General features: G+C 71.4%; 10 protein-coding genes. 6 read left to right on the top strand and 4 right to left on the bottom strand.

Features of this window, described 5'->3' with window-relative positions; translation table 11 throughout:
• Window positions 1–24: 24 nt before the first annotated feature.
• Window positions 25–429 carry a hypothetical protein gene (locus tag Phou_RS12625; protein WP_173056230.1) on the bottom strand — a complete coding sequence of 135 codons (405 nt, stop codon included), beginning with the start codon at window positions 427–429 and terminating at the stop codon, window positions 25–27.
• 58 nt (window positions 430–487) lie between these two features.
• Here Phou_RS12625 and Phou_RS12620 point away from each other — a divergent pair, with 58 nt between their 5' ends.
• Window positions 488–736, top strand: a complete 249-nt coding sequence (locus Phou_RS12620) for a DUF6158 family protein (protein ID WP_173056229.1) — start codon at window positions 488–490, stop codon at window positions 734–736.
• Window positions 737–1,012: 276 nt separating this feature from the next.
• Here the strand turns inward: Phou_RS12620 and Phou_RS12615 are convergent, their stop codons facing one another.
• Window positions 1,013–3,406, bottom strand: coding sequence for a penicillin-binding protein (locus tag Phou_RS12615; protein WP_246273518.1), 2,394 nt, complete (start codon window positions 3,404–3,406; stop codon window positions 1,013–1,015).
• A 129-nt stretch (window positions 3,407–3,535) separates the two neighbouring features.
• Here Phou_RS12615 and Phou_RS12610 point away from each other — a divergent pair, with 129 nt between their 5' ends.
• On the top strand, window positions 3,536–3,814 hold the full coding sequence (locus tag Phou_RS12610; protein WP_173056228.1) for a GlsB/YeaQ/YmgE family stress response membrane protein: 279 nt from the start codon (window positions 3,536–3,538) through the stop codon (window positions 3,812–3,814).
• A gap of 49 nt (window positions 3,815–3,863) precedes the next feature.
• On the opposite strand, the gene Phou_RS12605 is transcribed toward Phou_RS12610, so the two are convergent.
• Entirely contained in the window at window positions 3,864–4,919 is a 1,056-nt protein-coding gene (locus Phou_RS12605; RefSeq protein WP_173056227.1) for a 3-deoxy-7-phosphoheptulonate synthase, read from the bottom strand.
• A 291-nt stretch (window positions 4,920–5,210) separates the two neighbouring features.
• A complete protein-coding gene (locus tag Phou_RS12600; protein ID WP_218578989.1) occupies window positions 5,211–6,737 on the bottom strand; it encodes a metallophosphoesterase family protein in 1,527 nt (508 codons plus the stop codon).
• A gap of 84 nt (window positions 6,738–6,821) precedes the next feature.
• Here Phou_RS12600 and Phou_RS12595 point away from each other — a divergent pair, with 84 nt between their 5' ends.
• The 4 genes from Phou_RS12595 to Phou_RS12580 all read left to right on the top strand — a co-directional run bounded on the left by Phou_RS12595 (window position 6,822) and on the right by Phou_RS12580 (window position 12,618).
• Window positions 6,822–8,111 (top strand): M16 family metallopeptidase, encoded by a 1,290-nt coding sequence (locus Phou_RS12595; protein WP_173056225.1) that lies wholly within the window; start codon window positions 6,822–6,824, stop codon window positions 8,109–8,111.
• Window positions 8,108–9,442: a M16 family metallopeptidase gene (locus tag Phou_RS12590; protein WP_173056224.1), complete on the top strand. Its 1,335-nt coding sequence runs from the start codon at window positions 8,108–8,110 to the stop codon at window positions 9,440–9,442. Before Phou_RS12595 ends, Phou_RS12590 begins: the two co-directional genes overlap by 4 nt.
• Window positions 9,443–9,526: 84 nt before the next feature.
• Entirely contained in the window at window positions 9,527–10,447 is a 921-nt protein-coding gene (locus Phou_RS12585) for an ABC transporter ATP-binding protein (protein WP_173056223.1), read from the top strand.
• Window positions 10,447–12,618, top strand: coding sequence for an efflux permease Rv1217c-related protein (locus Phou_RS12580; protein ID WP_246273517.1), 2,172 nt, complete (start codon window positions 10,447–10,449; stop codon window positions 12,616–12,618). Before Phou_RS12585 ends, Phou_RS12580 begins: the two co-directional genes overlap by 1 nt.
• Window position 12,619: the final 1 nt, after the last annotated feature.

Raw genomic sequence — 12,619 nt, 5'->3', positions numbered from 1 at the left:
CTCCTTTGTCCAACCCGATGCCGGTCAGCCCGGGTAGTCGGCCGGGCGGGCATTCGGGTTTTCGTTGAGCCACGCCAGATAGCGGTTGTACGCGACGAGCTCCGGGTCGCCTCCGTCGTCGTACCCCACGGGGCGTCGGGCGGTGCGCACCGGGCGCCGGAAGCCGGTCGCGGACGTGGCCTGCGTGCCGGCCGGGGCCGGCGAGACCGGTGCCTCGGGCGTGTCGCGAAGCGCCAGGCGCACCTCGCGCACCCAGATGAACACCACGAACGCGGCGAACAGCGGCCACTCGAACGCGTACGCCCAGCTGAGCGTGTTGCCACCGGCGGCCCGGCTGATCTGCCACCAGCCGAGCGCGAGGAAGCCGCCCACCAGCGCGACCGCGAGCACATGGCGTGCGATCCACGCCGGTGTCCACAGCCGCTTCATACGCCCGAGGGTACCGGTGGGGGTTTGGGCGGCTCCGGTCCGGGCAACGGTGGGGGACATGAGCGGACCAGCACAGTTTGCCGACGCCTCGGCGGCGGACCTCGACACCGGAGTCGACCCGGCCGAGCTCACCGACGAAGACCTCTTCCGGGAAGTGGCCAGCCTGCACCGGACCAGGCTGGACACGCTGCGGCACGGCTCGGACGCCGCCTTGGCCAACCACCTGCGGCGCACTGCCGAGCTGGAGACGGAGTACCTCACCCGCTATCCCGGGCGCGAGGTCGACCCCAACCGCCTGCGCGACTGACGGCCGCCCCCGAGTGTGGCGCGGGCCACTCGTACGCCCGGAACACTTACCGGGGGTGCGCCGTTGAGATGACTGTCGGTGTGTCCAGTGTCCCCGGGCCTCACCCAATTGCCTTCGCGGAATACCGTTCGGCTGGAGCCGCGTCGTGCCACTCGCCGAGAGGCGACCTGCACACCGACGCCTAGCGCCGCCCGGTGGCCATTCCACCGGGCGGCGCTTTTGCGTGCCGGCTTTGCGGCCGGTCCGGCGGGTCCCCGAGTGCCCGCGCGGACCGGCCTACCGCGTGGGAGGCGACGCGGTGGGAGGGGAGCCGGCAATCCCGTTGCTGGTGCGGAGTACCACAAGTCCGCCGTCGACCGTGCGGCCCGCTGGCTCGGTCCGGGCGACCGAGCCGGCCGGGCATGCCGACCCGACCGGCTCGGGGTTTACCTCTACCCGGAATCCTTGACTCTCCAAAGTGGACGTTGCTGCCGCGACAGGCTGGCAGGTGACGTCCGGGATCGAGCGCTGGACGCCGTACGCCAGCTTCTCGCTCGGCCGCGGGAAGCTCTGCTTCTGCTTGCCCCGCATGATGTCGGCGAGCGTTTCGTACACGGCGGGGTTGACGATGTCGTGGCTCATTGTCGCGGTCGTCTCCGGCCAGTCCGGGTCGGCCAGGATGCCGGCGACCGCCATCGACCGCGTGGTGACGACCAGCGACGCGGTGCGCTTGCTGTCCGTGGTACCTGTCTTGCCCGCGATCGGGTGACCGATGGCCGAGCGCGCCGCCGCCGAGGTGGAGCCGTGGCACTCGCCGAACGCCGACTGGTCGCCGACCGGGCACCGCGCGGCGTCGATCGCGGCCCGTGCCACGTCACGGTCGATCGCCTGGTCGCAGCGGGGGTTGGCGACATCAAGCTTCTTGCCGTCGATGTCCTTGATCTCCTGTACCGGTATCGGCTCGCAGTGCTTGCCGTCCGCGGCGAGCGTCGCGTACGCGTTGGCCAGGTCGAGCGGCGTGGTACCGGAGACGCCGAGCGTGAACGAACCCCACCCGTCGGCCTGTTCCTTGTCGTTGGCCATCGCGGCGTCGTCCTCGTTCAGGAAGCGGATGCCCAGCTTCTTGGCCGCCGCCACGGTGTTGGCCGCGCCGGCGAGCTCCTCCAGGGGTACGAAGTAGGTGTTGACGGACTTGCCGAAGCCGGTCCAGGCGTTGTGCATGCCGGCGAGGCTCGCGCTGCTGTTGCCCGGGCACCAGCGGTCGGTACCGGGGCAGGCCGACTTGCCGGTGGCGCCGTGGTACTTGGACTGGTAGCGCTGCGGCGCGTTGATCGCGTAGGCCAGCGGGTAGCCCTTCTCGAGCGCGGCGACGAGCGTAAAGATCTTGAAGGTCGAACCGGCCTGGTAGCCGCTGCCGCCGGTCAGCAGCGGGTTCGTGGTGTTCGGGTACGTGCCGCGCTGGCCCGACTTCTTCGGGTTGGACGAGGGCTTGTTCGCGGAGTTGTCGAGCTTGAACACGCGGTTGGTGGCGAGCGCGCGCACCCGGCCGGTGCCCGGCTCGACCGCGGCGACCATCAGCGCGTGCTTGCTGCCGGTCTTGAGCTGCTCCTCCACGTTGTCCCGCGCCTTCTTCTGCGCCTTCGGGTCCAGCGTGGTCACGACGCGGTAGCCGCCGCCGTTCAGTCGCCGCTCCCGGTCGTACTGGGTGGCGCCGAACGCCTCCTGCTCAAGCCACCAGCGCCGGAAGTAGTCGCAGAAGAAGCCCCAGTCGTTGGGCTTGGTGACCATGCAGCCGTTCGGCGGGCGCTTGCCCTTGACGACGAGCTTCTGCTTCTTCGCCGCCTCGCCCTCGGCGGGGGTGATCGCCTTGATCTCGACCATCTGGCCGATCACCCAGTCGCGGCGCTCCAGCGCCCGGGTCTTCCCCTTCGGGTCGAGCGGGTCGTAGAAGGTGGGCGACCGCACCAGCGCGGCGAGCAGGGCGGCTTCGGCGATCGTGAGGTCCTTCGGCGCCTTGCCGAAGTAGAGCTGGCTCGCCGCGTAGACGCCGTACGTGTTGTGACCGAACGGGGCGAGGTTGAGGTACCTGGTCAGGATCTCGTCTTTGGTGAACTTCTTCTCCGCCTGGAGCGCCAGCCGCGCCTCCCGGACCTTGCGGGCGGTGGTGTCCTCGCCGGCCTTGACGGCGTCGGCGTGGGTGGGTGCGGTGTACGTGACCGACATGCGGACGAACTGCATGGTGAGCGTGGACGCGCCCTGCTGTGACCCGCCAGCGCTGTTGTTGAGCGCGGCGCGCGCGATGCCCTTGGCGTCGACGCCCTTGTGCACGTAGAAGTTGTGGTCCTCGGCGGCGATCATCGCTTCCCGCATCGGCTCGGCGATCTGCGCGAACGTGACGTCGTGCCGGTTTTCGTCGAAGAAGCGCGAGATGAGCGTTTTGCCGTCTGCGGCGTACACCTCTGTCGCCTGCGGCGCCCGGGTGGTCGTGAGCTCGCTCGGGAGTGCCTCGAACGACTCGGCGCCGGCTTTTGCGGCCAGGCCCGAGGCGGCCAGCGCGGGAAACATCGCAGCGGCCACGACAAGGCCGGCCAGGAGGCCGCAGAGCGTCAGCGACGCCAGGTTGACGAGCGCGTGGCGGCGGCGCCGGCCGGCAGCACGCCCGGCCGAGAGGCGCAGCAGTGGTTCGGTCACGCCTCCAAGACGTCCAGAGGTGAGGCCGGGGTTGCAGTTGATACGGATCTTCACAGCACTTTCACGAGTGGTCCGGGCTTTCCTGGCAAACCACACTTTTCAGGTGAGCACCGGTCATACGCTCCCCACATGATCGGAACGATTCTCTGGGCCATCATCGGTGGCGCCATCGTCGGCATGCTGGGCCGGCTGCTGCTGCCCGGCAGGCAGAACATTTCCGTGTGGGTCACGATCGGCGTCGGTATCGCGGCGGCGCTGCTCGGCGGCGTGATCGCGGACTGGCTGGGCGTCGGCGACACCAAGGGCATCGACTGGATCCGGCACGCCATCCAGATCGCGCTCGCGGTGCTGTTCGTCTACCTGGCGGCCCGGGTCATGGGCTCGAGCGGGCGCCGCAAAACGGCCTGACGCACTGACCTTGCACCCCGCGGCCACGGGGTGCAAGGTCGCGAAGTCGTCAGCGGTGGGCGGACGCCAGCCCTTCCAGCACCTGAACGGTGGTGTCCCAGCCCATGCAGGCGTCGGTGATCGACTTGCCGTACGCGAGCGGGCGCGTGGGGTCGAGGTCCTGGCGTCCCGGCTCCAGGAACGACTCGAGCATGACGCCGGCGATACCGCGCTGGCCGGCGGCCAGCTGCGCGGAGACGTCCTGCGCCACGATCGGCTGGCGGGTGTGGTCCTTGCCGCTGTTGTCGTGGCTGGCGTCAACGATCAGCCGCTCCGGCAGCCCGGCCGCGCGGAGCAGGCCGAGTGCGCCGGCCACATCCTCGGCGCCGTAGTTCGGGCCGCCCCGCCCGCCGCGCAGCACGAGGTGGCAGTCGGCGTTGCCGCGGGTGTGCAGGATCGCCGGTGTACCGGACACGTCGATGCCGGGAAACACGTGCGGCACCGCCGCGGCCTTGATCGCGTCGACGGCCGTGGAGATCGCCCCGTCCGGCCGGTTTTTCATCCCGATCGGCATGGAGAGGCCGGAGGCGAGCTGGCGGTGCACCTGGCTCTCGACGGTGCGGGCGCCGATCGCGCCCCACGAGACGGTGTCGGCGATGTACTGCGGCGTGATCGGGTCGAGGAACTCACAGCCCACCGGCAGTCCCTTGCGCAACACCTGCAGCAGCAGCGAGCGCGCGGTGCGCAGGCCGGTGTTGACGTCGCCGGAGCCGTCCAGGCCGGGGTCGTTGATGAGCCCCTTCCAGCCGACGGTCGAGCGGGGCTTTTCAAAGTAGACCCGCATCACGATGAGCAGGTCGTCGGAAAGCCGCTCCGCTGTCTCGGCGAGGCGGTCCGCGTACTCGAGGGCGGCCACGGGGTCGTGCACCGAACACGGGCCGACGACGACCATCAGGCGGTCGTCCTCCCGGTCCAGGACGCGGGCGACGGCACGCCGACCATCGACCACCGCAGCCGAGAGATCATCATCTAGGGGCAGCTCATGGTGTAGAAGTGCGGGCGACACCAGCGGGACGACCTTGTCGATCCGCTGGTCACTTACCCGCTGCACGCTCGGGAGAGTCACTGGAAGTCCTTCCGCCAGCCACCCCGGGGCCGGCGTCCCGGGGCCGAAGCCGGCTCTGCGTCGTTGTTACGCGCGAAAGGGCAGGAGTTTCTCCTGCCCTTGTGCCGGCTCTGGCGGGTGGTGACCTAGGTCATGCGCTCATGCCTCAGTCGCCGGCGCCAGCGCCGGCCAACTAAAGCACGCATACCATCGGGTCACGCTCGGCATCATATCCCATTCCTGAAACCCCTACGGACCGCTTGCGCACCGGCGTGATCGGGTGGGCGGGATCACCGGCGAGGTGTGGGCCGTTCAGGTGAGGGAGAACTCGTCGAACAGCACGGCCGGTGACGCCGGTTGGCGGGTGTCGTGGCGGTACGACCGCACGACGCCCGCGGCCGAATCGAGCAGCGAAAAGACGGTGATCTCGTTGCTCGCCACGAACGGCAGCGGCACGCCGTCGGAGCGCACGTACGGCGCGACCGTCGGCACGATCGGCTGCAGGCCACCCGGGTCGCCCTGAAGCACGTAGCCCGGCGGGTACCAGCGGGTCATGCCCGAGGTCACGTCGTACGCGCCGTAGCTGTTGCCCACATTGGACGTCTCCAGCCAGTTGACGCCGGCCGCGTTCCGGAAGCGGTTCCACACGTGAGAGTGTCCATTGAGGACAAGATGGACACCGGCCGCGGAGAGCAGCGGCTCCACGTCGCGCAGGATGTAGTCGTCGGCGAGCGGGTACTCGTACCGGATGGACTTGGTGCCGACCACCCGGACCGGGTCGGTGTAGGGCGGCACCGAGTGGCTGCCCAGGCCATGGCTCGGGTGGTGGAACATCACCACGCGGTAGCGCGCCGCGCGGGCGGCCGGCGACGCGAGCTCGCCTTCCAGGAAGGCGAACTGCCTGGAGCCGCGCTTGATCGGCTCGAAGATGAACTGTCCGTGGCCCCACCGCTCGGGGCAGTCGACGTCTTCGAGCGCCTCCTGGAACTTGCCCCGCCCCTCCGGGTGCGGTGTGCGCCACACCTGCGTGGCGAAGAGGCAGATCACGTGCACGTCGCCGATCGTGCGGGACCACCAGCGCTGGCCGCCGGACTCGCTGCGCGGGTAGGGGAACATCTCCTGGTATGTGGTGATGTTCCAGTCGCCCGGCTGCGGGTCGTTGAACTGCGCGTCCAGCGTCGCCGTGTCGGACCAGCGCCCCATCACCTCGTGGTTGCCGATCGCGGGGTAGATCGGCGAGTGCGCGAGGATCCGCTCGAACGTGCGGAAGAACGGCGGCTCCGCGGTGGTGTCGAACCACTCGCTGGCCCGGTCCGGCGCGTTCACCATGTCGCCGGCCATCAGCACCCCGTCGAAGGTCACGCCCGCGGTCTCGGCCACCTTCGCCAGGTTGGCCGGGACCATCGGCTTGAGCTGGTGGTCGCTGGTGAGCAGCAGCCGCACCGGCCGGTCCGGCGGCGGCGCGGGCGCGAGCGTGTACGCCTGCGTGACGGTGCCGCCGGAGACCACCCGGTACGGCGTCCGCCCGGCGGCCAGCCCGGTGACGGTGGCCAGGTGGCGGTGGACCGGGCGGCGCGTGACGATCGGGTACACCCGGCCCGGTACCGAAGACTCCTGGTCCTCCCGGGTGCGGGACAGCTCGGTGGTGCCGGCGGTGAAGCGGCGCCATCCCTCGCCCTCGCCCGGCGTGCCGGTGGCGGCCGCGCGGGCCCGCTCCTCGGTCATGCCGGCGACGGCCGGGCCGACGAGCACCGCGTGGTGGGAGCCGGGCGCCTCGGTGTGCCAGACGACGTGCACGCCGTCCGGGGTCGGGTCGAGCAGGTACGGCTCACACAGCATGTCCCGAGTATGCTTCGCGGCCGCCCGGCCACCGTCGAGGGACCGTTGCATGCGGACAGCGATAGATCCGCTACCGTCGAGCGCATGTCGCCGACCGGCTACCCGTGGCCCATCGAAACCGCCCGCCTCGACAACGGCCTGCGCGTCGTCGTCAGCGAGGATCGCACGGCCCCGGTGGTGGCCGTCAACATCTGGTACGACGTGGGCTCGCGGCACGAGCCGGACGGCCAGGCCGGGTTCGCGCACCTCTTCGAGCACCTGATGTTCGAGGGGTCCGAGCACGTGGCGAAGACCGAGCACATGCGACTGATCCAGGGCGCGGGCGGCTCACTCAACGCGACGACCAGCCAGGACCGCACCAACTACTTCGAGACCTTGCCGGCCGAGCACCTGGAGCTGGCGCTGTGGCTCGAGGCGGACCGCATGGGCGGGCTCGTGCCGGCGCTGACCCAGGAGACGCTGGACAACCAGCGCGAGGTGGTCAAGAACGAGCGGCGCCAGCGGTACGACAACGTGCCGTACGGCGACGCGTGGCTGCGCCTGCTGCCGCTGCTCTACCCGCCCGGGCACCCGTACCACCACGCGACGATCGGCTCGATGGAGGATCTAAACGCGGCCGACCTGCCCACGTTCGCGGCGTTCCACACGACGTACTACGCGCCGAACAACGCGGTGCTGTCGGTGGCCGGCGACGCGGCTGCGGAAGACGTGTTCGCGCTCGCCGAGAAGTACTTCGGTGGCCTGCCGGCCCGCCCGGACATCCCGCCGGCGCCGGACGGCACCAACCCCGCGCCGCCCTCCGGGCCGATGCGCGACGACGTGGTCGGTGACGTCCCCGCACCGCGGGTCTACCTCTCGCACCGCACCCACCCGTTCGGCTCGCGGGGGTACGACGCGGTGACCGTGCTCGCCGCGATCCTCGGCACCGGCCGGGGCAGCCGCCTGTACCAGCGGCTCGCCGACGGCGCGCGCCTGGCGCAGCCGGACTTCGTCTCGGCGTACGGCGTGGACCTGGCACACGCGCCGGCGCCGCTGATCGTGACCGCGACCGCCCGGGACGGGGTGGCCGCGGCTGACCTGGAAGCCGGGCTCGTCGAGGTCGTCGACGGCCTGGCCGGTGGGATCGAGCAGGAGGAGCTGGACCGGGCCAAGGCGCTGCTGACCACCTCGTGGTGGCGGTTGCTGTCCACAGTGGCGGGTCGGGCGGACGCGCTGAGCCGCTACGCAACACAGTTCGGCGACCCGGCCCGCGTGGCGGAGCGGCTGCCCGCCTGGCAGTCGATCACGCGCGACGAGGTGGTGCAGGCCGCCACCGAGCTGCGCCCGGAGACCCGCGTCACGCTCACCTACCTCCCCGAGGAGAAGTCCGCATGAGTCTCGTGGCTGATCGTCCCGGACCGGGCGCGGCCCGGCCGTACCACTTCCCCGAGGTCGTCCGCCGCGACGGCGTCGTCGCGGCCCACCTGCCCGGCCAGGCCCTGGCCATCGCGACCCTGCTGCTGGACGCGGGCGCTGGCCGCGAGTCGGCCGGGAGCGAGGGGCTGGCGGCCGTGGTCGCCAAGGCGCTGGAAGAGGGCACCACCAAGCGGGACGCGGCCGCCTACGCGCTCGCGCTGGAGAGCCTGGGCGCGGAGCTGTTCACCTCGGTGGACTGGGACTCGTTCCGGGTCGGCGTGCAGGCGCCGGTCGACCGGCTGCCCGAGGCGGTGGCGCTGCTCGCCGAGGCGGCCCGCACCCCGCGCCTCGAACCCGCCGACGTGGCCCGGGTGCGCGACGACGAGGCCACCGCGCTGCGCATGGACTGGGCCGACCCCGGGCCGCGTGCCGATGCCGCGCTGCGCGCGGACATCTTCGGGCGCGACAAGCGGCACGGGCGCCCGCTCTCGGGCGATCCCGACTCGGTCGCCGGCGTGAGCGTGGACGACGTGGTGGGGTACCACCGGACCTGGTTCGGTCAGCGGGGCACGCTGCTTGTCGCGGGCGACCTGACCACCGTCGACCTCGGCGCGCTCGGCGCGACGGTCTTCGCCGGGGCGGGTGAGCCGGTCGAGTCGGCGGGCGGGCCACTGCCGATCGAGCCGCGCTCCGCCCGCCGGCTCGTGATCGTCGACCGGCCCGGCTCGGTGCAGTCGACGCTGCGGCTGGGGCACGCGGCACCGCACCGCGCGCACCCGGACCACGTGTCGATGACGCTGGCCGCCACGGTGCTGGGCGGGGCGTTCACGTCCCGGCTCAACCATCTGATCCGCGAGGTGCGCGGGTACACGTACGGCATCCGCGGCGAGTTCGGCCAGTCCAGGCGCTTCGGCCGGCTGCTGGTCGGCTCGGGCGTGCAGACAGCCGTGACCGTGCCCGCACTGGTCGACACGGTGGGGGAGATCTCGCGTACGGCGGCCGAGGGCGTCACCGAGGAGGAGCTGGCGGTGGCCCGGTCGTGGCGTGCCGGCCAACTGTCGGTCGAGCTGCAGACGCCGGGTGCGATCGCGGGCGCGCTGGCCACGCTCGTGGTGCACGACCTGCCGGACGACTACCACGCGAGCCTGCGCGCGGCCATCCTCGCCGCCGACGAGGCCACGGTCTCCGCCGCGGCCGCCAAGCACCTGAACCCCGCGGGGCTCACCGTGGTCGTCGAGGGGGACGCGGCACTGATCCGCGACGAGCTTGTCGCGTCCGGCCTGGGAGAGGTGGTCGACGCCCAGTTCTGACAGTGGCGGCGGTCACTCTTCTTGACGCGATTCATACGCTTCTGACGTTTCACAAATTTGTGAAACGAGCGTAGCGTCAGCCGTATGACATCTGCGATCTCGGTCGCTGGCCTGGTGAAAACCTTCGGCCAGACCCGCGCGCTGGACGGGCTCGACCTGTCCGTCGACACCGGTGAGGTGCATGGCTTTCTGGGCCCGAACGGCGCCGGAAAGTCCACGACCATCCGGGTGCTGCTCGGCCTGCTCCGCGCCGACGCCGGCGACGTGAGCCTGCTCGGCGGCCACCCGTGGCGGGACGCGGTGCAGCTGCACCGCCGCCTCGCGTACGTGCCCGGCGACGTCAACCTGTGGCCGAACCTGACCGGCGGGGAGGCGATCGACCTCTTCGGCGCCCTGCGGGGCGGGCTGGACAAGCGCCGCCGCGCCGACCTGATCGAGCGTTTCCAGCTCGACCCGAGCAAGAAGGCCCGCACGTACTCCAAGGGCAACCGGCAGAAGGTGGCCGTCGTCGCCGCGTTCGCGTCCGACGTGGAGCTCTACATCCTCGACGAGCCGACCTCGGGCCTCGACCCGCTGATGGAGGCGGTCTTCCAGGAGTGCGTGCGCGACGTGAAGCGGGAGGGGCGCACGGTCCTGCTGTCGAGCCACATCTTCTCCGAGGTGGAGGCGCTCTGCGACCGGGTGAGCATCATCCGGCAGGGCAAGACGGTGGAGGCGGGCACGCTGGCCCAGCTGCGCCACCTGACGCGTACGTCGATCTCGGTGGAGACCTCCCACCCGATCACCGGGCTCGAGGAGCAGGCCGGCGTGCACGACGCAAAGGTCGACGGCAGCCGCGCGAAGTTCGATGTGGACAGTCACGAGCTGGACCATCTGCTGCGGTACCTGACCCGCTTCGAGGTGCGGACGCTGAGCAGCGCGCCGCCCTCGCTGGAGGAGCTGTTCATGCGGCACTACGGCGACGAGCTGCGGGGGAACGGCGTCAAGGCGGAGGCGACGGTCTGATGTCCGAATTCACGGGGACCGCCCGCCTCGTGCGGCTGGCGATCCGGCGGGACCGGATCCAGCTTCCACTGTGGATCCTGGGGACCGCGATCTTCGTGCCGATCGTGGTGGCCTCGGTGCGGGACCGGTACCCGACCGAGGCCGACCGCGTCGAGATCCTGCGCAGCGCCGTCGAGAGCCCCGCGCTGCTCGTGCTCCGCACCGCCCCCACGGGCGCGAGCGAGGGCGCGATGATCATGTTCTCGTTCCTCACCTACGTGGCGGTGCTCGCCGGCCTCATGAGCACGCTCGCGGTCGTGCGGCACACCCGGCAGAACGAGGAGACCGGCCGCTCCGAGATGGTCGGCGCGACCGTCGTCGGCCGGCACGCCGGGCTCACCGCGGCGCTGATCGTCGTCGCCGGCGCCAACGTGGTGCTCGGCGCCCTGATCGCGCTCGCGCTGATCGGGTACGACCAGCCGGCCGCCGGGTCGATCGGAGCCGGCGCCGGCATCGCCGCGGTGGGCCTTGTATTCGCAGGCGTCGCGGCCATCGCCGCGCAGATCACCCAGACCTCACGCGCCGCAAACGGCATCGCCGCCGCGGTGGTCGGCGTCGCCTATGTGGTACGGGGACTCGGCGACGCGCTCGGCGACAAGCAGCCCGACGGGTACACGGTGGTGAGCGCGTGGCCCACCTGGCTCTCGCCGATCGGCTGGGTCACCGAGATGCGCCAGTTCGAGGGCGACCGCTGGTGGGTGCTCGCTCTGCCGCTGGTGACGTTCGTGCTGAGCGTCGGGGTGGCGTTCGCGCTGACCGTGCGGCGCGACGTGGGCATGGGAATGATCCCGGCGCGCCGCGGCCCGGCCAAGGCTGCAGCGGCCCTGCTCAGCCCGATCGGTCTCGCGTGGCGGCTGCAGCGCGGCACGCTGCTGGGCTGGGGTGTGGCAATGGCGGCGTACGGCGCGGCCGTCGGATCGCTGAGTCAGACCGTCGAGGACGCGCTCGGCGAAAACCAGGGCACGGCGGACACGATCACCAAGCTGGCCGGCGGGAGCAGTGCCGACCTGATCGACGCGTTCTTCGCCGCGATGATGGCGATCTATGGCGCGATGGCCGCCGCGTACGTCGTACAGGCTCTGATGCGCCCCCGCGCCGAGGAGGCCGGTGGCCCCGCCGAGGCGGTCCTCGCCACCGGCACCGGGCGGGTGACCTGGCTGGCCAGCCACCTCGCGGTGGCCGTGGCGGGCGCGGCGGCGCTGCTGCTCGTCGCGGGCGTGTCCACCGGGCTGGTGGCCGGGCTCACCGGCAGCGACGCCGGCGGCAAGGTGGTCGAGATGACCGGCGCGGCGCTGGTACAGCTGCCGGCCGCGCTGATCCTGGCCGGCTTCGCGGTCGCCGCGTTCGGGCTGCTGCCCAGGCTCGCCGTCGGGCTTGCCTGGGCCGCCTTCGCGGTCAGCCTGATCGTCGGCCAGCTCGGCGAGCTGCTGGGCCTGCCGCAGGCGGTACGCGACATCTCGCCCTTCACCCACGTTCCGGCTGTCCCGGCGGTGAGCGCGACGGCGGGCCCGCTGATCGCCCTCACCGCGGTCGCGTTGGCGTTCGGGGTGCCGGCCTGGCACTCTTCCGGCGGCGGGACCTTTCGCTCTAGAACGCGTGGCGGCGCCCTCGGGGCGCCGCCACGGCACGACACGAAGGTGGTGACCATGGAACAACAGCGGGACGAGCAGTCGGTTAGCCGCTTCGTGGAGCACTTCGCGATGACCATGAACGATCTTGGCTTTCCCCGGATGCCCGCCCGCGTCCTCGGCGCGCTCACGGTCGCTGACGACGGCGCACTCACCGCCGGCCAGATCGGCGAGCGGCTGGGCGTCAGCCCGGCGGCGATCTCGGGCGCGGTGCGCTATCTGGTACAGATCGGGATGGTCGTCCGGGAGCCGGTGCCCGGCTCGCGCAGCGACCGCTACCGCCTGCCGAACCAGGCGTGGTACCTGGCGAGCCAGCAGAGGGGTGGCGCGTACAAGCGGGTCGCGGACGTCGTGCAGGAGGGCGTCGACGCGGTGGGCGACCCCACATCGCCCGCCGGGGAGCGCCTTGCCGAGATGCGGGACTTCTTCCTGTTCATGCAGGATGCGGTGGGTGAGCTTCTGGGCAGGTGGGACCAGGTCCGCCAGGAGCGGCGCTCCGCCTGAG

Source organism: Phytohabitans houttuyneae, assembly GCF_011764425.1.
Classification (GTDB): Bacteria; Actinomycetota; Actinomycetes; order Mycobacteriales; family Micromonosporaceae; genus Phytohabitans; species Phytohabitans houttuyneae.
This window is presented reverse-complemented; position numbering and strand designations above follow the sequence as displayed.

What these genes read in the sequence shown, in the direction of transcription:
- Phou_RS12600 (WP_218578989.1), bottom strand. Translation starts at nt 6,737, where the DNA reads ATGCTGTGTGAGCCGTACCTGCTCGACCCGACCCCGGACGGCGTGCAC.
- Phou_RS12625 (WP_173056230.1), bottom strand. Translation starts at nt 429, where the DNA reads ATGAAGCGGCTGTGGACACCGGCGTGGATCGCACGCCATGTGCTCGCG.
- Phou_RS12585 (WP_173056223.1), top strand. Translation starts at nt 9,527, where the DNA reads ATGACATCTGCGATCTCGGTCGCTGGCCTGGTGAAAACCTTCGGCCAG.
- Phou_RS12620 (WP_173056229.1), top strand. Translation starts at nt 488, where the DNA reads ATGAGCGGACCAGCACAGTTTGCCGACGCCTCGGCGGCGGACCTCGAC.
- Phou_RS12580 (WP_246273517.1), top strand. Translation starts at nt 10,447, where the DNA reads ATGTCCGAATTCACGGGGACCGCCCGCCTCGTGCGGCTGGCGATCCGG.
- Phou_RS12595 (WP_173056225.1), top strand. Translation starts at nt 6,822, where the DNA reads ATGTCGCCGACCGGCTACCCGTGGCCCATCGAAACCGCCCGCCTCGAC.
- Phou_RS12590 (WP_173056224.1), top strand. Translation starts at nt 8,108, where the DNA reads ATGAGTCTCGTGGCTGATCGTCCCGGACCGGGCGCGGCCCGGCCGTAC.
- Phou_RS12610 (WP_173056228.1), top strand. Translation starts at nt 3,536, where the DNA reads ATGATCGGAACGATTCTCTGGGCCATCATCGGTGGCGCCATCGTCGGC.